The 21,330-nt window shown below is 66.9% G+C and carries 25 protein-coding genes; 20 read left to right on the top strand and 5 right to left on the bottom strand.

Annotation, left to right across the window (positions count from 1 at the left end; genetic code table 11):
* Window positions 1–23 precede the first annotated feature (23 nt).
* From FFS08_RS11950 to FFS08_RS11940, 3 genes are all read left to right on the top strand, one after another.
* A complete protein-coding gene (locus FFS08_RS11950; RefSeq protein ID WP_137861217.1) occupies window positions 24–1,127 on the top strand; it encodes an acyltransferase family protein in 1,104 nt (367 codons plus the stop codon).
* Window positions 1,128–1,414: 287 nt separating this feature from the next.
* Window positions 1,415–2,386, top strand: coding sequence for a poly(ethylene terephthalate) hydrolase family protein (locus FFS08_RS11945; protein WP_137861216.1), 972 nt, complete (start codon window positions 1,415–1,417; stop codon window positions 2,384–2,386).
* A gap of 68 nt (window positions 2,387–2,454) precedes the next feature.
* Window positions 2,455–2,880, top strand: coding sequence for a hypothetical protein (locus FFS08_RS11940; protein WP_137861215.1), 426 nt, complete (start codon window positions 2,455–2,457; stop codon window positions 2,878–2,880).
* 4 nt (window positions 2,881–2,884) lie between these two features.
* Here the strand turns inward: FFS08_RS11940 and FFS08_RS11935 are convergent, their stop codons facing one another.
* Window positions 2,885–3,538 (bottom strand): TetR/AcrR family transcriptional regulator, encoded by a 654-nt coding sequence (locus tag FFS08_RS11935; RefSeq protein ID WP_137861214.1) that lies wholly within the window; start codon window positions 3,536–3,538, stop codon window positions 2,885–2,887.
* 196 nt (window positions 3,539–3,734) lie between these two features.
* Here FFS08_RS11935 and argS point away from each other — a divergent pair, with 196 nt between their 5' ends.
* The 8 genes from argS (at window position 3,735) to tatC (ending at window position 10,373) form a co-directional block, all read left to right on the top strand.
* Window positions 3,735–5,459 carry an arginine--tRNA ligase gene (argS, locus tag FFS08_RS11930; protein ID WP_137861213.1) on the top strand — a complete coding sequence of 575 codons (1,725 nt, stop codon included), beginning with the start codon at window positions 3,735–3,737 and terminating at the stop codon, window positions 5,457–5,459.
* A gap of 3 nt (window positions 5,460–5,462) precedes the next feature.
* Window positions 5,463–6,188, top strand: a complete 726-nt coding sequence (locus FFS08_RS11925) for an SPOR domain-containing protein (RefSeq protein ID WP_137861212.1) — start codon at window positions 5,463–5,465, stop codon at window positions 6,186–6,188.
* A gap of 112 nt (window positions 6,189–6,300) precedes the next feature.
* Window positions 6,301–7,317 carry a beta-N-acetylhexosaminidase gene (gene nagZ, locus FFS08_RS11920; protein WP_137861211.1) on the top strand — a complete coding sequence of 339 codons (1,017 nt, stop codon included), beginning with the start codon at window positions 6,301–6,303 and terminating at the stop codon, window positions 7,315–7,317.
* A gap of 8 nt (window positions 7,318–7,325) precedes the next feature.
* Entirely contained in the window at window positions 7,326–8,060 is a 735-nt protein-coding gene (locus tag FFS08_RS11915) for a segregation and condensation protein A (protein WP_137861210.1), read from the top strand.
* Window positions 8,057–8,674, top strand: coding sequence for an SMC-Scp complex subunit ScpB (gene scpB, locus FFS08_RS11910; protein ID WP_137861209.1), 618 nt, complete (start codon window positions 8,057–8,059; stop codon window positions 8,672–8,674). Before FFS08_RS11915 ends, scpB begins: the two co-directional genes overlap by 4 nt.
* Window positions 8,675–8,746: 72 nt before the next feature.
* Window positions 8,747–8,980, top strand: coding sequence for a twin-arginine translocase TatA/TatE family subunit (locus FFS08_RS11905; protein ID WP_086130383.1), 234 nt, complete (start codon window positions 8,747–8,749; stop codon window positions 8,978–8,980).
* 56 nt (window positions 8,981–9,036) lie between these two features.
* Window positions 9,037–9,588, top strand: coding sequence for a Sec-independent protein translocase protein TatB (tatB, locus tag FFS08_RS24295; protein ID WP_137861208.1), 552 nt, complete (start codon window positions 9,037–9,039; stop codon window positions 9,586–9,588).
* A complete protein-coding gene (gene tatC / locus FFS08_RS11895) occupies window positions 9,585–10,373 on the top strand; it encodes a twin-arginine translocase subunit TatC (protein ID WP_137861207.1) in 789 nt (262 codons plus the stop codon). Before tatB ends, tatC begins: the two co-directional genes overlap by 4 nt.
* A 58-nt stretch (window positions 10,374–10,431) precedes the next feature.
* On the opposite strand, the gene FFS08_RS11890 is transcribed toward tatC, so the two are convergent.
* From FFS08_RS11890 to FFS08_RS23465, 3 genes are all read right to left on the bottom strand, one after another.
* Window positions 10,432–10,566, bottom strand: coding sequence for an entericidin A/B family lipoprotein (locus tag FFS08_RS11890; RefSeq protein WP_086130386.1), 135 nt, complete (start codon window positions 10,564–10,566; stop codon window positions 10,432–10,434).
* A 323-nt stretch (window positions 10,567–10,889) separates the two neighbouring features.
* Complete coding sequence (locus FFS08_RS11885; RefSeq protein ID WP_137861206.1) at window positions 10,890–12,464, bottom strand: sensor histidine kinase; 1,575 nt, start codon at window positions 12,462–12,464, stop codon at window positions 10,890–10,892.
* Between the two features lie 10 nt (window positions 12,465–12,474).
* On the bottom strand, window positions 12,475–12,621 hold the full coding sequence (locus FFS08_RS23465) for a NepR family anti-sigma factor (RefSeq protein WP_167300909.1): 147 nt from the start codon (window positions 12,619–12,621) through the stop codon (window positions 12,475–12,477).
* Window positions 12,622–12,924: 303 nt separating this feature from the next.
* On the opposite strand from FFS08_RS23465, the gene FFS08_RS11880 reads away from it, so the two are divergent.
* The 3 genes from FFS08_RS11880 (at window position 12,925) to FFS08_RS11875 (ending at window position 14,687) form a co-directional block, all read left to right on the top strand.
* Entirely contained in the window at window positions 12,925–13,722 is a 798-nt protein-coding gene (locus FFS08_RS11880) for a response regulator (RefSeq protein ID WP_137861205.1), read from the top strand.
* Between the two features lie 72 nt (window positions 13,723–13,794).
* Entirely contained in the window at window positions 13,795–13,932 is a 138-nt protein-coding gene (locus FFS08_RS23460; RefSeq protein ID WP_171012578.1) for a hypothetical protein, read from the top strand.
* Window positions 13,933–14,027: 95 nt separating this feature from the next.
* The gene (locus tag FFS08_RS11875) at window positions 14,028–14,687 is read left to right on the top strand and encodes a sigma-70 family RNA polymerase sigma factor (protein ID WP_137861204.1); all 660 of its coding nucleotides are present in this window, start codon (window positions 14,028–14,030) and stop codon (window positions 14,685–14,687) included.
* 77 nt (window positions 14,688–14,764) lie between these two features.
* Here FFS08_RS11875 and FFS08_RS23455 read toward each other — a convergent pair whose 3' ends face one another.
* Entirely contained in the window at window positions 14,765–14,938 is a 174-nt protein-coding gene (locus tag FFS08_RS23455; RefSeq protein ID WP_171012577.1) for a hypothetical protein, read from the bottom strand.
* A 74-nt stretch (window positions 14,939–15,012) separates the two neighbouring features.
* Here FFS08_RS23455 and FFS08_RS11870 point away from each other — a divergent pair, with 74 nt between their 5' ends.
* From FFS08_RS11870 to erpA, 6 genes are all read left to right on the top strand, one after another.
* The gene (locus FFS08_RS11870) at window positions 15,013–17,700 is read left to right on the top strand and encodes a bifunctional [glutamine synthetase] adenylyltransferase/[glutamine synthetase]-adenylyl-L-tyrosine phosphorylase (protein WP_137861203.1); all 2,688 of its coding nucleotides are present in this window, start codon (window positions 15,013–15,015) and stop codon (window positions 17,698–17,700) included.
* A 10-nt stretch (window positions 17,701–17,710) separates the two neighbouring features.
* Window positions 17,711–18,184 carry a peroxiredoxin gene (locus FFS08_RS11865; protein WP_137861202.1) on the top strand — a complete coding sequence of 158 codons (474 nt, stop codon included), beginning with the start codon at window positions 17,711–17,713 and terminating at the stop codon, window positions 18,182–18,184.
* A 26-nt stretch (window positions 18,185–18,210) separates the two neighbouring features.
* Window positions 18,211–18,975, top strand: a complete 765-nt coding sequence (locus FFS08_RS11860) for a ferritin-like domain-containing protein (protein WP_249340958.1) — start codon at window positions 18,211–18,213, stop codon at window positions 18,973–18,975.
* Between the two features lie 121 nt (window positions 18,976–19,096).
* The gene (locus tag FFS08_RS11855) at window positions 19,097–20,287 is read left to right on the top strand and encodes a M23 family metallopeptidase (RefSeq protein WP_137861200.1); all 1,191 of its coding nucleotides are present in this window, start codon (window positions 19,097–19,099) and stop codon (window positions 20,285–20,287) included.
* Between the two features lie 241 nt (window positions 20,288–20,528).
* Window positions 20,529–20,912, top strand: coding sequence for a VOC family protein (locus tag FFS08_RS11850; protein ID WP_137861199.1), 384 nt, complete (start codon window positions 20,529–20,531; stop codon window positions 20,910–20,912).
* Window positions 20,913–20,975: 63 nt separating this feature from the next.
* Window positions 20,976–21,317, top strand: coding sequence for an iron-sulfur cluster insertion protein ErpA (erpA, locus tag FFS08_RS11845; RefSeq protein ID WP_137861198.1), 342 nt, complete (start codon window positions 20,976–20,978; stop codon window positions 21,315–21,317).
* The last annotated feature ends 13 nt before the right edge of the window (window positions 21,318–21,330 follow it).

Raw genomic sequence — 21,330 nt, 5'->3', positions numbered from 1 at the left:
TGTAGTTGTGCGGGGGAGCGGTTTTGCGGAGCGAGCGGATTGTCGGTCTGGACAACTGGCGCGCGCTGCTGATGCTGGCCGGGGTCTTCCTGCATGCGACCACCGTACAGGATATCGACCTGCCCCTGTTCGTGCTGATCGCTAAGACGTCTTCCAATTTTCGCATGGGTACCTTCTTCGCGATCGCCGGGCTGCTCAGCCTGCTCGCGATCCGCAAGCGCGGCGCCGATCTCTGGCTGGCGCGCCGAAGTTTCCAGATCGGCGTCCCCATGTGCTTCGGGTTGTTCGTGCTGGCCCCGCTGATGAGCGTCTGCGCCAGTTGGCGAGCGTTCGGCACCATGGCGCCGGCATTGCAGGAGCTCGGCTGGTGGCACTTCTGGTTCCTGGTCGACCTGCTCGCCTATGCCCCGATCACCTTCTGGCTCTTCCGCGCCGACCAGGCACACCGGATCTTCGCCCGAATCGATCAATGGGTAGAGCGCGATCGCCCTTCGGTGACGCTGATCATCCTGGCCGTCGGCGTGATCGCGACCATGAGCGTCCTGCTGGTCGCGCGCCTGGCGAGCGATGCGGGGCGGCTTGCCGAGCCGGCCTGGGCAGTGCATCAGATACCGGGCTATGCCCCGCTCTATGTGTTCGGCATGGTCATGGCCGGCTCGCCCGCGCTGCTCCGCCACGTGACGGCACGCACCGGGCCTGCCTTCACGGTGCTGGCCATGGTGTTCGCGCTCTGCCTTGCCTCGCGGCTGTTGCCTGGCGGCGGGAAGGCGCTCTTCGACGGGCCGGCGAGCCTGCTCAACGTGATGACTTCCTGCCTGTGCCCGCCGGCGGTCGCCGTGCTGATCGTGCGCTCGGCGATCGCGATGCGCAGGACGCCGCTGCCGCTTCGGCGTATCTCGGATGCGGCCTTCACCATCTACATGGTGCATTTCCCCATCATCCTGGCGCTCGACCTGCTGATCGATCCGCTCCGGCTCAATCCCTATGTCTCCTATCTGTTGCTCGTGGGATTGTCGGGCTGGCTCTCCTATCTGGTGCATCGCCTGATCGTCCGGCGCTTCCCCTTCGCGGCGATGCTGCTCAACGGCATCAACCCGGCAAGACCGCGCGCGGCAGCTACCGAATAGGGTTGGTATCCCCGCGCGCCGGGGGCGTGCGCGCAGTAATTTACATACGTTCTTGATTGCATGTAAATGTGCGCCTAGGCTTTGGGGACCGGCGGAGATCGGTGATCGGGGAGGATCAAATGCGCATCGATTGCCCGGGGAGCTCGATGCGACGCGCACGAAGACCAGCCGTATTTCCCGCTCGCCGCTCCGCGCGGCCGAACCGATCGGTCCGGCGCAATTCGATTTCGATGTGCTGTAACCGATATGGCTCAAGCTGAAGAAGAGATAAGCGCAAGGAGAGGCAAATGAAGGAAGTATCTCGGGCGATTCTCACCATATTGGTTTCCACTACCGCGCTGGCCGCCGCCTTGCCGGCGTCTGCGCAATCCGTTCCCAACGCGCCGACCGGCCCAGTGGAAACGCAATATTACGCCAATGGCAGCTACGCGACGACCACGACCCGCTCCACCGCGGCCTGCGATTCCAAGGGCAATCAGTGCGATGTCTTCTATCCGTCCAACATAGCGTCGCTGAACACCCGCCTGCCGCTGGTGGTATGGGCCAATGGCACCGGCTCCACGCCGGACAATTACACCAACTGGCTGAAGCACCTCGCCAGCTGGGGCTTCGTCGTCGTGGCGACACGCGATCAGCAGACCGGCTATGGTGACACCGTACTGGATTCCCTGGCCTATATGCAGGCCCAGGAAGCGAACCCGGCCAGCCCCTTCTATCATCGCATCGACTTCGCCCATGTCGGAGCGGCGGGCCATTCGCAGGGTGCCTCGGGAGCGGCCAATGCGATGTTCCATTCGAACGGTGTGATCACCACCACCGTGACTTTCGAGCTGCCGAACCAGAACTGGTGCAACCCGGCGGACAATTGCCTGCTCACGCCGACGCTCACCGGCGGTTCGGGATCGATCTTCTATGTGAGCGGCACCGCCGACAGCCTGATCGCGCCGGACACGCAGAGCGGCGGTACCCAGCTCAATTCGCAGACTGCCTATTACAACGCCACGCCGGGCACGATGCTCAAGGCCAAGGGCCTGTTGAAGGGCGCCAACCACAATGACATCACCGGCACGCCGGGTTGCGGCGCGCTCGGCTTCCTCAAGGCCTGCGCGAACGGCGTCTATGGCTATCTTGGCTTCCCGACCGCCTGGCTCGCCTGGCAGCTGAAGGGCGATGCCGTCGCGGGCGCCGCGTTCAAGAACGGCACCGGCGAATTCTTCACCGCGAGCGCCTGGACCGGACGAGTCTCCAACATTCCCTGAGCTTATGGCCGTGCGTCGCGGTCCGGGCGGCGCACGGCCAACCCGCGATATCCATGGAAGGCAGGAATATGGTTCGCCCCCTCGGCATCGTCGCGCTTCTGGCCGTGGCGGCGGTCGTCATTGCCCTTTTCGCCTGGCCGCGCAGCGCGCCCGTCGCGGCCGACGCCGGCACGGTCCTGGTCCGGCCGGCCGAGGCTTCACCTACCCCCAGGCCTGCGCCGATGATGGAATCCGCGGCGCCCGCCCCGCAGCCGCGCTCGGCGGTGGAAGCCGCGATCTTCGCGTCGATGGAGGATCCGCGCGCCGAGTTGCGTGACGTCGTCGTCCGGCGGGACGCGCCGCAGATCGCGTGCGGCGAGAAGCGGACGTCGCGGGATCCGGTGTTCAGGCGCTTCGTCTGGCTCGGGCATCTGAAGATGCTCGCGACCGACGACGGAACCAGGGACTTCGGGAATATCGCCGCGGTCTGCCGGGAGGGGCAGCCGATTCCCTGATCCCTCAGCCGCCGGGCGAGGCGATCGGGCGTCCCCGGGAGTCGATGACGCCTGCGCTCGTCGCCCCGTCGATCAGCAGCCGCAGGAAATCGATCGAGCGCCGCATGTCCGCGGGGTTGGGCGCCAGGACCTGCGCGATCGAGAGCCCGCGCACGGCCCAGACGAACAGGCGGATTCCCGCCAGCACCTCCGCATCCTCTCCGCTGCCGAATTGCGCCTTGATGGTCTCGAGCGACATCTGCTCCACCTTCGCCTGCATCGGCGTGACCAGCGTTGCCAGTTCGGGATCGCTGCGCGATGCCTGGAGGATTTCGAGCACGGCGAGACCGGAAGGCCGGCTCAGCACCTCCCACAGCATCTCCGGCCAGTCGGAGAGGCGCGCGCCGCGCCCGGTGTCTGCGGCGATCTGCTCATAGGCGCGCCGCTCGCGTTCATAGACGGTGCCGATCACCTCGGCCATCAGCTGCGCGCGCGTGCCGAAATGATGGTGGAGCGCGCCGCGGGTAACGCCCGCCTCTTCGGCGATCGTCTCGGTCGAGGTGCCGCCATAGCCGTTGCGGTGAAGCAAGCCGATCGCGGCATCGAGCAGCGCCTCCCGTGTCTCCGCGGTGCGCTCTGCCTGTGTCCGCCTTTTCCTGCCCGAGGCTGTTGCCGCCACGCTGTCCTACGTCCTTCCCGTTCGCCGGTTTCGGCAAAGATCGGGGTCATGCCCCGAACCATTTGGCGGGACGCGGCAAGATCCGTCAACACGCTCGGCCCCGCGGCGCGCTGGAATGGCGAAGTGCGGCCAGGGGCTGTGCAGTTTCGGCCGCATCCGCTAAGAGCCCGCGCTTCCGCCACTATTGGAACGCTGAATGACGCTCTACGCACGCTTCGCCGCGCATCTGAACCTCGCTCTGGATGCGCTTGTCCTCGCCGGCGACCTGCCTGCGGGGCTGGAGCGACGCGCGGTCACCGTCGAGCCTCCGCGCGATGCCTCGCACGGGGACCTGGCCACCAATGCGGCAATGGTGCTCGCCAAGCCCGCCGGCACCAATCCGCGCGCGCTGGCCGAGAAGATCGGCGCCGAGCTGGAGAAGCTGGACGAAGTCGCCTCCGTCTCGATCGCGGGCCCGGGTTTCATCAACCTGACGCTGACCGACGCGACGTGGCGCGGCGAGCTGATGGCGATCCTCGATGGCGGCGACGATTATGGCCGCTCGCGCGTGGGCGACGGGACGACGGTGAATGTCGAATATGTCTCGGCCAATCCGACGGGCCCGATGCACATGGGCCATTGCCGCGGCGCGGTGGTGGGCGATGCGCTCGCCAGCCTGCTCGAATTCGCCGGGCACAAGGTGATCCGCGAATATTATGTCAACGACGCAGGCGGCCAGGTCGACGTGCTCGCCCGCTCGGCGCATCTGCGCTACCGCGAGGCGCTGGGCGAGGATATCGGCGAGATTCCGGAAGGCCTCTATCCGGGCGCCTATCTGAAGCCGGTCGGCGTGAAGCTGGCGGCGGAGTTCGGCGACCGATATGTCGGCGCGCCGGAGAGCGAATGGCTCGTGCCGTTCCGCAAGACCGCGGTCGCCGCGATGATGGACATGATCCGGGCCGACCTGGCGCTGCTCGGCATCCATCACGACCTGTTCTCGTCCGAGGCCGCACTCCAGGCGGCCGGCAAGCCCGAGCAGGCCGAGGCGTGGCTGCGCGAGCGCGGCTATGTCTATGACGGCGTGCTCGAAGCGCCCAAGGGCGAGACGCCCGAGGATTGGGAGCCGGTCGAGCTGCCGCTGTTCCGTTCCACCCAATTCGGCGACGACCAGGACCGGCCGATCAAGAAGTCGAACGGCGCCTGGACCTATTTCGGCGCCGACCTTGCCTATCACTTCCAGAAGGCGCAGTCGGCCGATCAGCTGATCGACATCTGGGGCGCCGACCATGCCGGCACGGTGAAGCGCATCGTCGCGGCGGTGCAGGCGCTCACCGGCGGCGAGACCAAGTTCGACGTCAAGCTGGTCCAGATGGTCCGGTTGCTGCGCGACGGCGAACCGGTGAAGATGTCGAAGCGCGCGGGCAATTTCGTGACGCTTGCCGATGTCGTCCAGGAAGTCGGCAAGGACGTGGTCCGCTTCACCATGCTGACGCGCAAGGCCGATGCCCAGATGGACTTCGATTTCGCCAAGGTGGTCGAGGCGTCGAAGGACAATCCCGTCTTCTACGTCCAATATGCGCACGCCCGTGTCGCTTCGCTCCAGCGGCGCACGGCGGAGGCGGGGATCGCCTGCGCCGATGTGGATCTGTCTCTGCTTGATACACAGGAGCTCAAGCTGGTTAAGGCGGCCGCGCAGTTCCCGCGGATCGTCGAAGCCGCCGCTTCGGCGCGGGAGCCGCATAGAATTGCGTTCTATCTCTATGACTTGGCGGCTGAGCTGCATAGTTTGTGGAACCTGGGCAAGGACGATGCGAGCCGCCGCTTCCTGATTCCCGATCAGGTGGCATTGACGTGTGCACGGCTTTATTTGGCGCGTTCTATTGGGCAGATTGTGCGTAACGGCCTCCGCATCATGGGCGTCGAGGCTGTCCAGGAGATGTAGGGGATGAACATGCGTGGGGGGGAGGCCGGATTCGGCGACGACGATCGCCTTCCCTGGCTGGAGACGGTGGAGGAGGATTATCGCGAGGGGCCGTCCTTCGGCCGCTTGCTGCTGCTCGTCGTCCTGCTGCTTGCCGTGCTCGGCGCGGGGGCATTCGGCTATTACTGGTATCAGAAGCAGAAGAGCCTGGTCGGCAATGGCGAGCTGATCGCGGCGCCCGAAGGCGATTATAAGGTCAAGCCCGACGAGCCGGGCGGGATGAAGGTGGACGGCGAGGGGGACACCGTCTTCGCTACCAGCCAGGGCGACAGCGGCAATTCGAGCATCGACACCAGCGCGCTCCCCGAGGCGCCGGTAGAGGGCAAGAAGGTCGCCGAGAAGGCGCCGTCGCTGGCGGGCGAGAGGAATGCCAAGGTCGCGATCCCGTCGAACGCCGCCGGGCCGGAGGCCCAGACCAGGCGCGTACCGGTGATCGCGCCGCAGGCCGGCGGGTCGGGCGCGCTGATCCAGCTCGGCGCCTTCCCGGACGCAGGCGGTGCCAACGCCGCCTGGGCGCGGCTTTCGAAGCGCTTCGCCTATCTCGCTCCGCTCGGCAAATCGGTCGAGCCCGGCGAGAAGGACGGCAAGACGGTGTTCCGCCTGCGGGTGAATGCCGGTTCGAACGGCCAGGCCAAGGAACTGTGCGGCAAGCTCAAGGTGGCGGGCGAGAACTGCTACGTGGCGAATTGACGGCCGGGCGCCGCGTCCTGCGGTCCTGCTGACGGCACGTCATGCCGTGCAGGCATGGCCGATGTCGGGGGAGGGGCTTATCCGGCGCCTCCGGCTCCGCTAAGACGCTTCCATGAAGCCCGTAATCTTCGGCGTATCCGGCCTGTCGCTCACGGCCGAAGAGCGCGATTTCTTCCGTGACGCCGATCCGCTCGGCTACATCCTGTTCAAGCGCAATTGCGGGAGCCGCGACCAGATGCGCGCGCTGACCGCGGAACTGCGCGAACTGAGCGGCCGGGCCGACCTGCCGATCCTGATCGACCAGGAAGGCGGGCGCGTCAGCCGGATGGTGCCGCCCGAATGGCCGGCCTTCCCGGCGGGCGAGGTGTTCGGCCGGCTCTACGACGTCGCGCCGATCTCTGCGATCGAGGCGGCGCGCGCGAACTATCATGCGCTGGGCATGATGCTCGCCGATGTGGGCGTGACCGTCGATTGCGCGCCGTTGCTCGACGTGGTCACGCCCGAAGTTACGCAGGCGATCGGCGACCGCGCCTTTGGCGGCGAACCGATGCGCGTCGCGGCGCTTGGCCAGGCCTGTGTCGAGGGGCTGCGCCGGGGCGGCGTGGTCGGCGTGGTCAAGCACATGCCCGGCCATGGCCGCGCGCTGGTCGACAGCCATCTCGAGTTGCCGCGGGTCAAGGTCGATGCCGCGGCGCTCGAAGCCGACATCGCGCCCTTCCATGCGCTGAAGGGAGCCCCGATGGGCATGACCTGCCATGTCGTGTTCGAAGCCTGGGACGCCGAGCGCCCCGCCACGCTCTCGCCCGGAGTGATCGGCGAGATCATCCGCGGCCGTATCGGCTTCGACGGGCTGTTGATGACCGACGACATCGACATGAAGGCCCTTTCCGGCACGCCGGGCGAGAAGGCGATGCAGGCGCTGGCCGCAGGCTGCGACGTGGTGCTCGACTGCTGGGCGCGGATGGAGGAGATGATCGAGATCTCCGGCCTGCTGCCCGACGCGACGCCGGCATGCGTCGAGCGGCTCGACCGCGCGATGGCGACCACGGGAGCGGACGAGCCCGAAGCGGACTTCGCGGAGCTGATCGCCCGGCGGGATGAGTTGCTGGCGCTCGCCCGACCTGCTTAACTCCGCGCATGGACGTCGAGGCACCCGACACCCTGAAGATCGATATCGACGGCTGGGAAGGGCCGCTCGACCTGCTGCTCGCGCTTGCGCGCAACCAGAAGGTGGACCTGCGCCAGATCTCGATCCTCCAGCTCGTCGAGCAATATCTCGATTTCGTGAACCAGGCGCGCGAACTGAGGCTCGAGCTCGCCGCCGACTATCTCGTGATGGCCGCGTGGCTGGCCTATCTGAAGTCGGCGCTGCTGCTCCCGCGCAACCCCGAGGAGACGCCGAGCCCCGAGGAACTGGCGCTCCGGTTGCAGCTGCGCCTCGAGCGGCTCAACGCGATGCGCGATGCCGGCGCCCGGCTGATGGCGCGCGACCGCACCGGGCGCGATAACTTCTTCCGGGGTGCGCCGGAGGGACTACGGGTGCTGCGCAAGGCGCGCTGGGAGGCCGAGATCTACGACCTGATCGCTGCCTATGGCCGGATCAGCGCGCGCACCCGGCCGGTGATGCATGTGGTCGCGCACCGCGACGTGATGACGCTGGAGGCGGCGATCGAGCGGGTCTCGGCACTGATCGGCACGCGGATCGAGTGGAGCACGCTCCAGTCGTTCCTTCCCGAAGGCGCGAGCGGACCCTATGCCAAGTCGGCGCTCGCCTCGTCCTTCGTCGCCGCGCTCGAGCTGGCCAAGCAGGGCAGGGTGGAACTCAGGCAGAAATCGGCCTTTGCGCCGCTCTATCTCAAGGCCGCCGGATGACTCCCGAAGATGCAGCTTCGCGCGCGGTGGAGGCCGTGCTGTTCGCTTCCGAGCACCCGATGACCGTGGACGAGATTCGCGCGCATGTCGGCCCGGAGATCGACCTGCGCGGCGCGCTTGCCGCGCTGGAGGCCCTGTATGCGGGGCGCGGGATCGAGCTGGTCCGCCGCGGCGACCGCTGGCACTTCCAGACCGCTGCCGACCTCGCCCATCTGCTGCGCCGTGACCGGGAGGAGAGCCGCAAGCTCAGCCGCGCCGGCATCGAGACGCTGGCGATCATCGCCTATCACGAGCCGGTGACGCGGGCCGAGATCGAGGCGATCCGCGGCGTGCAGATATCGAAGGGCACGATCGACGTGCTGATGGAGGCGGGCTGGGTGCGCCCGGCCGGTCGCCGCGAAGTGCCCGGGCGGCCGCTGATGTATGCGACCACGGGCGGATTTCTTACCCATTTCGGCCTTTCCAGCCGCCGCGATTTGCCGGGGATCGACGATCTCAAGGCCGCCGGGCTGCTCGATCCCGTCGATCTCGCCATGGAGGCGCTGGGCGAAGGCGATGCGGCCGGCGAGGAGATCGGGGCGTCCGAAAGCGAAACTGTCACAGACGACGAATAGGGCGCTCCCGCGTTGGCCATTGCCGCTGCTGCGCGCGAGGCCTAGATAGAGCTTGAATCAAGGAGATTTGTTATGGGTATGGGCAGCATCTGGCACTGGCTCGTGCTGGGCTTGATCGCGATCCTCCTGCTCGGCGGCGGTCGCTTCTCGAACATGATGGGCGACGTCGCCAAGGGCATCAAGCAGTTCAAGAAGGGCATGTCCGAAGACGAAGAGGACAAGCCGGCGACCCGCATCGAAGGCAAGGCGGCCCCGGAGCCGACCGTGCAGCGCGAGGCCGAGGCCGCGCGCGAAGAGAAGCTCTGAACTTCCGCGCCGCTCCCGGCTCAGGGCGCCGGGAGCCGCTTCTGGCGATTTGATCGATGCTTGATTTCAACGCGCCCGAATTCCTGGTCGTCGCCATCGTGGCGCTGATCGTGATCGGGCCCAAGGATCTGCCCAAGGCGATGCGCTTTGTGGGCAAATGGTTCGGCAAGGCGCGCGCCGTCACGCGCCAGTTCCGCTCCGGGTTCGACGCCATGGTCCGGGAGGCGGAACTGGCCGAGCTGGAGAAGCAATGGGCGGCGGAGAATGCCCGGATCATGTCCGAGCATCCGCCGGCGGCGCTGCCTGCGCCCGAGGCGGAGGTGCATCATCTCGCCGAGGATGCGCCGCCCGTGATGGTGGAGCAGCCCGCGATCACCGGTGAGACACCCGGCGTCTCCGCGCCCAAGCCCAAGCGCACCCGCAAGGCGCCCGCCGCGGCGGCCGAGGCCCCGGTGGCCGGGAAGGTCGCCAAGGCCGCGCCTAAGCCCCGGACGCGCAAGGCGCCCGCCGCCGTCGCTCCGGCTCCGGCTGAGGCCGCCAAGCCGGCCGCCAACAAGCCGCGCACTCGCAAATCCAGCGCGGTTCCGCCGGCCGAGGCCGCGGAATGAGGGACATCGACGATACCCAGCAGCCGCTGCTCGAGCATCTGATCGAGCTGCGTCGCCGCCTGCTCTATTGCGTGGCCGCGCTGCTGGTGACGTTCTTCGCGTCCTTCTACTTCTCGAAGGAGATTTACGGCTTCCTGGTCCATCCGCTCGCGGTGGCGGGGCAGGATCAGGTGATCTTCACCCAGATCTTCGGGGCGTTCTTCGTCCAGCTCAAGGTCGCCTTCTTCTCGGCCATGATGCTGTCCTTTCCGGTGATCGCGGCGCAGCTCTGGCAATTCGTGGCGCCCGGCCTCTATCGGCAGGAGAAGAAGGCGCTCCTGCCTTTCCTCATGGCGACGCCGGTCCTGTTCATCGCGGGCGCCGCGCTGGCCTATTTCATCGCGATCCCGACGGCGTTGCACTTCCTGCTCGGCTATCAGGGCGAGCTCGGCACCAGCGGCGTGAAGCAGGTCGCGATGCCCGATGCCGAGAAATATCTCGATTTCGTGATGCAGTTCCTGTTCGCGTTCGGCATCACTTTCCTGCTGCCGGTGCTGCTGATGCTGCTCGAACGGGCGGGGATCGTGACCTATGAGCAGCTCAAGGGCGCCTGGCGTTACGCCGTGGTCGCCGCCTTCGCGATTGCCGCGGTGCTGACGCCGCCGGACGTGGGTTCGCAGCTCCTGCTCGCGATCCCGCTCGTCGGCCTCTATTTCCTGTCGCTGGCGGCGATCTGGTTCACGCGCCGCCGTCGTCCGGCAGCCGAGGCCGAAACCGAGGACGAAGCGGAGCCGGCCGAGGCCTGACGCGAAAAAGCCCCTCCCGAGTGGAGGGGCTTTTTCGTTCCGCCTTGGAAAGACTGGCCTATTTGGCGTCGTCGGCGGTCTTGGCGACAGTGTCGCCGGCCGAGGAAACGTCCCGGCCCATACCTTCGATCGTGTTGCAGGCCGAGACCAGCATGGCGCCCGCAAGGGCCGCGCAGGCGATGATCTTACGCATCTTCACTCTCCAAATACCGGACCCTGAGGGATCGGAAAGGAAATGCACGGGCGCGCGCAAACGTTCCGCCAAGGCGGTAAGTGGCTGGCGATGCTGGGAATTCAGGAGAGTATCGAAATTTTTAGGCCCGGAAGCGTCACCGGGGGGGGGGAGGGTTGACGCTTCCGGGCCCATGTCTTGGATAGCGAGAGCGGGGGGGCAAAAGGTCACTATCCGAGGTGCACAACGGTCCATGTGGGCCCGGGTTCCACGCCCTTCGATTTTTTTCGAACTTTTTTATCCAGGTTATTGCTCGGGCGGGTCATGCCCGGGCCGGCTATCGCTCAGGGGCGTCCGGTGATCGCGATGGCGGCTTCATAGGCGCCGCTGAGCGGGTCGTGGTGCAGCTTGGTGCGTAGCTGCCGGGCGAGGCCGCCGATCACCCGGCCATAGCGATTTTCCACCAGCACTTCGAGTGCCGGGCTCTCGATCAGGGCGGGAGAGGAGACGCGCAGGAGTGCCCGGTGCTCGTCGTCGTCGATCGGTTTGATCGAGATGCGCAGTTGTGCGGCCGGATTGCAGTTCATCGCCAGCTCGACGATCTCGGTGAGCAGGAAGGCGACGGCGATCGCCACGTCCTGGTTCACCAGCACCGGCGAGACATCGAGCGTCACGCCCAGCCCCTGGGCGCGCTCGGGAGCGGTGGCGCGGATATTGGCGGCGAGCTCGCCGATCACCGAGCGCAGGTCGAGCCCGCGATTTTCCTCCAGCTCGGCATAATGGTGACGATGGACCACCGCGAGCGCGTCCACCCGGCGCTGGATCGAGGCATAGGCTTCGCTCGCTTCCTCGCTCCTGGCGCTGCGTGCATGAAAGTTGATCAGGCTGGCGATCACCTGGAGGTTGTTCTTCACGCGGTGATGGACTTCGCGGGTGAGCTTGGTCTGGCGGACCAGGCCTTCCGCCAGGTCGGCCTCGTGCTCCTTCACGGTCCGGCTGATTTCGCGGAACGTGTCGCCCAGCTCGCGGATCTCGGCGGCGGGCATGTCGCCGAAGCGCTTGATGTCGATGACTTCGCCCGGCTGATAGGCGCCGACGCTCGCGCGCAGGCGCCGGAGCGGCCGGATCAGGAGAATGTCGACTACGAACCAGCTGATTCCCGCCGCGGCGAGCCACATCAGCACCAGCACCACGGTGTTGATGATCATCGGCGAGGTGATCGGCGTACCCAGCATCGACATCTCGAGCTTGAGCCCGTCGATGCCCAGGTCGCTGGGAATGGTCTCGCGGCGGTCGAGCGGTCCGGCGCCCTCGAGCCTGCGCAGCACCAGCCGCTCTCCATGCTGCACCAGCGCCGCGCCATATTCGGGAACGAAGCCGCTGGGCTGTGTCACTGCGGCGAGCGTCGCCTTGGAATAGAATGCCGTGGCGGTGCTGCCCGTCCTGCCCCCGATGCGCAGCGTCATGCCGTCGTCCTCGAGTACGGTCCGCACCTGGCGGTGCTGGAGCCCGGCCCTGTCCTCCGCGCGGAACCGCTGACCGCAAATGACCCGGCCCTCGCTGTCCGTGATCGAGAAGCGCGCGCCCGCGGTAGTGGCGAAGGTACCGGCCAGCCGCGTGCAGGCCGGAACGTCGTGCGGGTTCGCTTCCAGTGCGGCCAGGGCGTCGGCGAGCTGGCTCACATGGTTGACCAGTATGTCGCGCAGCACGCTGGAGCTCTCGCTGGCGGCGGCGCCCAGCCGGGCGCGCGCTTCGGTGTCTGCGTTTCGCGTGCTCTGCAACGTGGTGAACAAGGCGATCAACGCCAGCGGCAGCAGGCAGACGATCAGATAGAGGAAGACCTTGGCGCCGGTGGGCAATTGCACCAGCGCCGCGGCCGGACGAATCCTGGCGCGCGGTTCTTCATCGGCGATGTCCATGGACTCCGGACTAGTCGAGCTTCTTCAGCAGGTCGAGCAGATCATCGGGAACGGCTTCGCCCAAGGCCTCGTCATAGGCCTGGCGCAGCGCGACGCCGACATTGCGACCGGGGCGACCGGTTTCCTTCCCGCCATCGGATTTGGGCGGCTTTTTCATTTTCTCATCCGCGGAACGCACCAATTCCCCCCTGCGCCGTGGCGTTACCCGCGGCCCGGACTAAAAGCGACCTGTTCCGGATGCAACTTCCGGAATTGAACGAAAGCCACCGGTCGCATGGGGCCGGCGGCTGAGCGGCAACACTACGCAGCATCTGCCATGAAACCAAATAGCGCGTCGTTTGTTCCACAGGCGATGCAATATCCGGGGAGGGGCTCCTTCGGGTGGCACGAATGAGGATTGCAATAGCTCGGAACGGGGATGAAACAATCCGTTCCGTACTCGTAGGAGAATAGTTCGACCATGTCGCTTGGACAGCAACTCGCGCCGCATCTTCCGTTGCTCCGCCGCTATGCGCGCGCGCTCACCGGCAGCCAGGCCGATGGCGATCGCTATGTGCGCGCGGCGCTCGAGGCGATCGTCGCGGCGCCGGATCAGTTTCCCCGCGAAGTCGATCCCCGGCTCGGGCTGTACCGCACCTTCCAGGCGATCTGGCAGTCGACGCATCTCGAGGAAGACGATGCCGTCGACGATGCCGCCAACGAAAATGAGGCGATCGCCCGCAAGCGGCTGGCGCGCCTCACGCCGTTGTCGCGTCAGGCGCTGCTGCTCACCACTGTCGAGGGTTTCAGCATCGAGGATGCGGGCTATCTGATCGAAGAGGATGCAGGACAGGTGCAGAAGCTGGTGGGCGAGGCCGTGGCCGAGATCGAGCGCCAGACGCGCACGCGAGTGATGATCATCGAGGACGAGCCGCTGATCGCGATGGATCTGGAGCAGATCGTGCGTGATCTCGGTCATGAAGTGACCGGGGTGGCGGTCACTCGCGACGAGGCCGTTGCGCTGGCGATGGAGGATCGGCCGGGCCTGGTGCTCGCCGACATCCAGCTCGCCGACGACAGCTCGGGCATCGATGCAGTGAAGGACATTCTCGCCGAATTCTCGGTGCCGGTGATCTTCATCACGGCCTTCCCCGAGCGGCTGCTCACCGGCGAGCGGCCGGAGCCGACCTTCCTGATCACCAAGCCGTTCCAGCGGGAAACCGTGAAGACGACGATCAGCCAGGCGCTGTTCTTCGACCAGGCGACCGTGCCGGCCTGATCTTTCGCGAAAAATCCGGCGCGGGTTCCAGCTGATACGGACCCAAAACGGTTTTCGCGGGTTTTAGATGGCATGGCTGAGAACGATGAAACCATCCATCTCGACACCGAGCAGGCCCGCGCCGGCGCCACGCCGCACATGACGCGCTATGTGCTGGGCTTCGGCCTGGTGCTGGTTATCCTCGCGTTTGCCGTAATCATTCTCCTCTGACCGCGGACGGCGTGAATATGCTGGCAATCGCGGACACCAAGCCTATCTCTGGAACAGGCCGCTTCCACGCGGCCCACGCAAAAAAGCGGGATCGAATGAGTCAGTCCGAACAGCCCGAGGACAAGGGGACCGAGGCGCCGCAGGAGCACATCTCGCTCTCGGACCCCGAGTTCAAGAAGCAGCTCGCGATGGTCATCCCGCATCTGCGCGCCTTTGGCCGCTCGCTCTCGGGGAGCCGCGACCTGGCGGATGACCTGGTGCAGGAGACGCTGCTCAAGGCCTGGGCCGCGCGCAAGCGCTTCCAGGCCGGCACCAACATGCGGGCCTGGACCTTCATCATCCTGCGCAACCTGTATCTCAGCCAGATGCGCCGCGCGCGCTTCAAGGGCGAATGGGACGATCTGGTCGCCGACCGCCTGCTCGCCGCGCCGGCGAGCCAGGACCGGCACGTCGAGCTTTCGGACATGCAGCGCGCATTGCTCCATCTTCCCCAGCCGCAGCGCGAGGCATTGATCCTCGTGGGGGCGGGCGGCTTCGCTTATGAGGAGGCGGCCGAGATCTGCCAGGTCGCCGTGGGCACGATCAAGAGCCGCGTGGCACGCGGGCGCGTCGCGCTCGAGCACCTGCTCAGCGAAGGCCAATTGCCCTCGCGGCGCATCGAGCCCGGCACTGCCGAAGGCAAGACGGCACTCGATACGATCATGGGCGAGGTCGACGAGCTCAGCCGCGATCGCGGCGATCTCTCGGGCAAATAGGGCGGGATTCCCCGCAAGAAATTCAGGCCGCGTTCCCCTGGGGGGCGCGGCCTTTCCTCATGCCGGAGACGTGAAGCTCAGCAGGGCCGGTTGAGCCGGCGGAGGATCGCCGCCATGTCGTCCGGCAATCCCGTGTCGCGTGCATAGGCATCGCGCAGCGCCAGAGCGATCGCATCGCTGGCGCGCGGAGCCTCGACCCGATATGCGGGCTGCCGGGCTTCGCTGGCCGAGGCTGAATTCGTCTGGTTCATGTTGCTAGAACAATTCAATTCCCCTTTTGTTGCTTGACTTTTTGCAATGCACCGTTTCGCAGGTGGCCGATTCCGTGACTGAAACTCTTCCCTCCGCCGATCTCGCTGATGCCGTAGCGCGGGCGCGGGCGCATGCGCCCTTCCTCGACAACCTGCTGGTGCGCGAAACGGAACTCGTCGCCGGTCTCGATGCTGCCCTTGCGGATCCTCGCGCGGCCGCGCGGGCGGTTGCCGGCGACATGGGAGAGGGCGCGCGGCTGCGTATCGAGCGGCGCCGGCTCGCGCTCCTCGTCGCGCTGGGCGATCTTTCCGGCCGGTTCGACCTCACCACCGTCACGCATCTTCTCACCGATTTCGCCGACGAGGCGCTGGATCGCGCGATCCGCGCAGCGATTCTGGAGCGCACCCCCGATGCCGAGCCGCGCGGTTTCGCCGCGATCGCGCTCGGCAAGCAGGGCAGCCGTGAACTCAACTATTCGTCGGATATCGATCCGATCCTGATCTTCGATCCCCAGATCCTGCCCTGCCGCCCGCGCGAGGACGTGCAGGAAGCGGCGGTGCGGATCGGGCGCCGCGTGGTCGAGCTGCTCCAGGCGCGCGATGGCGATGGCTATGTGCTGCGCGTCGACCTGCGCCTGCGCCCCTCGCCGGAAGTGACGCCGATCGTGCTGCCGGTTGAGGCGGCGATCTCCTATTACGAGAGCCAGGCGCTGCCCTGGGAACGCGCGGCCTTCATTCGCGCCCGCGCCTGTGCCGGCGATCTCGGGCTCGGCGGCTATTTCCTCGACGCGATCCGTCCCTTCGTATGGCGCCGTGCGCTCGACTACGGCACGATCCGCGAGATCCGCGACATCAGCCGTCGCATCCGCGACCATTATTCGCAGGCCCAGGCGTTCGGTCCCGGCTATGATCTGAAGCGGGGGCGGGGCGGCATCCGCGAGGTGGAGTTCTTCGCCCAGATCCACCAGCTCATCCATGGCGGCCGCGAGCCGTCGCTGCGGGCGCCCGCCACCCGAGACGCGCTTGCCGCACTGGCGGAAGCGGGGCGGATCGGGCGCGATGAGGCGCAGGATCTCACCCGGGCCTATGTCGCGCTGCGCACCATCGAGCACCGGCTGCAGATGGTCGACGATCGCCAGACGCATCAGCTGCCCGAAAATCCGGACTCGCTCGACAATGTCGCCCGGCTGCATGGCCTGGCGGACGGCGCCGCGCTCACCGACCTGCTCAGGCCGCATGTCATCCGCGTCGGCGAGATCTATGACAGCCTGGCGGATGAGGAGGAGGAGCGGCTGCCGAACGAGAGCGTCCCGCTCGAGGCGAAGCTCGGCGCGGCCGGGTTCGAACGGCCGGACGGTGCCGCGCGGATCGTCCAGGGGTGGCGCGCCGGTACCTATCCGGCACTGCGCACGCCCGCCGCCCGGGAAGCGCTGGAAGCGGTGCTGCCCGGTCTGATCGACGCCTTTTCCCGCGCGCCGGACACGGTGCATGCGATCACGCGGTTCGATGCGATGCTCTCGCGCTTGCCCAGCGCGATCAATTTCTTCCGCCTGCTCGAAGCCCAGCCCGGCCTTGCCCAGTTGCTGGGAGCGATCCTGGCGTTGGCACCCACTCTCGCCGAGCAACTGGGCCGCCGCGCGGAACTGCTCGACGGGCTGATCGACGCGACTGCGCTGGCGCCGGTCCCCGATATCGAGGCGCTCGCTGCCGGAATGCGCCGCTGGGAACCGGGCTCGGACTATCAGTTCCAGCTCGAATTCGTCCGGCGCTTCGTCAACGAGAAGCGTTTCGCGCTGGGCGCGCAGATCGTCGCGGGGACGAGCGATCCGCTCGAAGTCTCCACCGGCTATGCCCGGATCGCCGAGGCCGCGATCGGGACGTTGGCCGCCGCGACGATAGCCGAATTCTCCCGCAGCCATGGGGTGGTGCCGGGCAGCGAATTGGTGATCCTGGCGCTCGGCCGGATGGGCGGGCAGGCGCTTACCCATGCCTCCGATCTCGACCTGGTCTATCTCTTCACCGGCGATTATTCGGCGGAGAGCGACGGTGCCAAGCCGCTCGGCGCGGTGACGTACTACAACCGGCTCGGCCAGCGCGTGACCGCGGCGCTCTCGGTGCCCACCCCCGCCGGGCCGCTCTACGAAGTCGATACGCGGCTGCGCCCCTCGGGAGCCCAGGGGCCGCTGGTCGTGTCGCTCGACGGCTTCGAGAAATATCAGCGCGAGGATGCATGGACATGGGAGCATATGGCGCTCACGCGCGCCCGCCCGGTCTATGGTTCGCAGGAAGCGCGCGCGAAGGTGCAGGCGATCATCGATACCGTGCTCGGCGGCGCCAGGCCGGACCGCGACATTGCGGCGGAGGCAGCGAGGATGCGTGCCGACATGGCGGCGCACAAGCCGCCCAAGGGGCCGCTCGACGCCAAGCTGCTGGATGGCGGGCTGGTCGATCTGGAGTTCGCGGTGCACGTGACCCAGCTCGTCCACCGCGCCGGCTTCGAGCCGCGGCTTGGGCCGGCGATCGATGCGCTGGCGGCACAGGGGCTGTTGCCCGCCACGATGCGTCCGGCGCATGATTTCCTGACCCGGCTGCTCGTCACCATGCGGCTCGTCGCGCCCGATGCGCAGCCGCCGGGCTTCGCCATCCAGGCGCTGATTGCCCGTGCGCTCGAACTCGGCAGCTGGGACGAGGTGGTTGCGCAGCTTGACCGGACCCGGCAGGAGGTCCGCGATTGCTGGGCGGCGGTGCGCGGCCCGGCCTGAGGAGAAGAAGATGGCTATCGAGGAAGGCGACAAGATTCCCGCGGTCGATCTCGACGGGACCGAGGGCGAGACGATCCCGCTCGCGGACAAGGCGGGGAAGCCGTTCGTCCTCTATTTCTATCCCAAGGACGATACTTCGGGCTGCACGCGCGAAGCGCAGGATTTCTCGGCGCTGCTGCCGGAGTTCGAGGCGCTGGGCGCCGACGTGCTCGGCGTTTCCAAGGATCCGCCGATCAAGCACCAGAAGTTCATCAACAAATACGACCTCACCGTTCCGCTCGCGACCGATACCGAAGGCAAGGCGATGGAGGCTTTCGGAGTCTGGGTGGAGAAGCAGCTCTACGGCAAGCGCTATATGGGCATCGATCGCTCGACTTTCCTGTTCGATGGCGAGGGCAGGCTGTTCCGCGCGTGGCGCCGGGTGCGCGTGCCCGGCCATGCGGTGGACGTGCTCGAATCGATCAAGGAAATGCAGGCGCGGTGAGAAGCGTTGCGGAGGCCTGCCGCGCGGTGCTCGCCGCCGCGGCGCCGGCCGACAAGGTAAAGGCCGCCCGCGCCGCCGCGCGTGACTGGCGGCTGGGGCGGCTGGCCTTCGAATTCGACATGGCGATGCCCGATCGCCCCGCGCGCCCCGACAAGCCGGAGCTGCTTCCGCCCAATTGCATGCCCAAGCGCGGCAAGGGTGGGTCCGAGCGCGGGCGGATCGCGCTGATCCATGCGCTCGCCCATATCGAGTTCGCCGCGATCGACCTGGCCTTCGATGCGGCGGGGCGTTTCGGCGGGCGGTTTCCCCGCGGCTTCACTGACGACTGGATGCAGGTGGGCGGCGACGAAGCGATGCATTTCGCCTTGCTCGACCGGCGGCTGCGAAACCTGGGCAGTCACTATGGGGCCATGCCCGCGCATGACGGTCTGTGGGACGCGGCGGCCGAGACGGCGCATGATCCGCTCGCCCGGCTGGCAGTGGTGCCGATGGTGCTGGAGGCGCGCGGGCTCGATGTGACGCCGGCCACGATCGAGCGGTTTGTGGCGGCGGATGATATGGTTACCGCACGTATCCTCACACGGATCCTGAACGATGAGGTCCGGCACGTTCGCGCCGGAACCACTTGGTTCGAATCGGCCTGTCGCGAAAGCGGTTTCGTGCCCGAAACAACCTGGCACGCGCTGGTGACCCGCCATTTCCGCGGTTTGCTTAAGCCTCCGTTCAACGACTCGGCGCGCAACTCAGCCGGTTTGTCCCGCGATTATTACCAACCTCTTGCGGTGAACTGATTCCTCGGGCCACAAGCCAGCGTCCAGAGGCGGAGGGGCTGCTTCCTGCGACATGTGACAATTGAAGTACGGCGGCCGGGTCGCGTTTCGGTGCTGACTTCCATGAAACTGCCGGGGAATCATGGCCAAGGCGTCGAACACCAAAACCGCTACCGCTGCCCAGCGGTTCCGTGCTTTTTTCACTACCCGTGATTTTATTTTCCATGACGGCCGCGATCTGAAGCGTTTCAGTGTCGCGGGGCACACCCAGGCGCTGCTCGCCGGTGTCGCCACCGTCACCGTGCTGTTCTCGGCCTATGGCGTGGCCCAGGCCGCAGTGGGCGCGATCGCGATCAGCGGCGTGACCGGCACGCCCGCTTCGCCGGAAGCGCAGGTCGCCCAGATGCGCGAGCAGGTCGAGAAGATGCAGGCCGATGTCGCCGCCGCCAAGGAGGCCGCGCGTCTCCAGGCCGCCCGTGTCGAGCAGCATCAGGCGCTGATCAGTGCGACGCTCACCGGCAAGGGCGATCGCAAGGTGATCGAGCAGCCGCTCCCCAGCACGTCGGCGCGCACCAGTGCCGTGGCCAGCGAAGTCCTGGCGCCGCTCAAGCAGGTCGAGGCGCGCCAGGTGGCGATGGCGGGCAAGGCCCGCGCCGCCGGCGAGGCCCGTTACAACCAGACCGCCGGCGAGCTCCGCCGGCTCGGCCTCTCGCCCGAGCGCTATGTAAAGGTGCCGGCGATGGGCGGCCCCTATGAGCCGGTCGACAACGACAATGCCAGCGGCAGCGATGCCTCGGCCGAAGCTGCCGACGCCCAGTTCCGGGCGCTGTTCGTCACCTGGAAGAAGCTCGACATGCTCGAGCAGACGGTGATCTCGATCCCGTCGATGCAGCCGGTCGACAAGCTCACCTTCACGTCGAACTTCGGTGTCCGCTCGGATCCGTTCCGCGGCACCGCCGCGATGCATGCCGGCGTCGACATTCCCGGTGCGCTCGGTACTCCGATCTACGCGACGGCCGACGGCGTCATCAGCCATGCGGGTCGCCAGGGCGGTTATGGCAATCTCGTCCAGATCAATCATGGCCGCGGCATCGAGACCCGCTACGGCCATCTCTCGAAGATCCTCGTCGCCGACAATAGCCGCGTGAAGCGCGGCCAGCTGATCGGCCTTATGGGCTCGACCGGCCGTTCGACCGGCAGCCACCTTCACTACGAAGTGCGTGTCGACGGCAAGGCAGTGAACCCGATCCCGTTCCTGCAGACCGGCGAGTATCTGGTCGCTGTGCAGGATCGCGTGGCCGGCGGTGTCGGCGGTCCGGCGTCGAACAAGTAAGCAGCGGATTGGAGTCGGGAGAGGAGAGGGGCTGCCCGTGTAGGCGGCCCCCTTTCATTTGCACTCCCGGGGCCAGCCGCACTCTCCGGACCAACGCCGATCTCCCGCAGACATGGTGCGCATTTCCGGATAGGCTGCGGGCAGGCTGGTCGTCGGGGGAAGGCATGCGTCATCCGGAATTCCCGCTCGGATCGTTGGCGGCCCTGAGTGCCGGCGGCTGTCGCGAATCCTTGAGCGGCCGATGAATTTCCCGGCTGCGTGCCCCGAAGTCCCGGTCGCCGATCTGGCCGCGGCGCTGGCCTGGTATCGCGACCGGCTGGGTTTCACGATCGACTGGTCGGACGAGGCGCTGGGCCTCGCCGGCGTGTCACGCGGGGATAGCCGGATGTTCCTGAGCAACGCCGCCTATCGCGCGCCTATCGGCAACGCTCCGCCGCTGGTGCTGTGGCTCAATTTGAACGACCGGGCGGCAGTCGATGCGCTTCATGCGGAATGGCAGGAACGGGGCGCCGGCATCGAAGGCCCGCCCGAGGCGAGGCCCTGGAAGCTCTATGAGTTCTTCGCCTCGGATCCGGACGGCAATCGTCTCCGCGTCTTCTACGACTTCGCCTGGGAGGAGCGGTAGGTCGCGTCCATCGCTGCCGCCTGATGCATTGCCTCGCGGCGCACGCGCTACTATCTCCAGCCCATGGCAACGCTGACCCAGCCCGAGATCGGCCTGACTCCCGCCGCCGCCGCGCGTGTCGCGGCGATTGCGGCCAAGCAGGACAAGCCTGCGATCCTGCGCCTGTCGGTGGAGGGCGGGGGCTGTTCGGGCTTCCAGTACAAGTTCGGCTTCGCGGATGCAGTGGAGAGCGACGACGAAGTCGCCGAGCTGGACGGGGTTCGGCTTGTCGTCGATTCGGTCAGCCTCGACCTCGTGCGCGGCGCGAACGTCGATTTCGTCGACAATCTCGGCGGCGCGCATTTCACCGTGCTGAATCCCAACGCGGCTTCGGGTTGCGGCTGCGGCACCAGCTTCTCGGTCTGAGCGGAAGACCCCC

The organism is Sphingomonas sp. 1F27F7B (genome assembly GCF_005503355.1).
In the GTDB taxonomy this organism is placed as follows: domain Bacteria; phylum Pseudomonadota; class Alphaproteobacteria; order Sphingomonadales; family Sphingomonadaceae; genus Sphingomonas.
The sequence above is the reverse complement of the archived record's forward strand: the minus strand, read 5'-3'. Positions and strand labels throughout refer to the sequence as shown.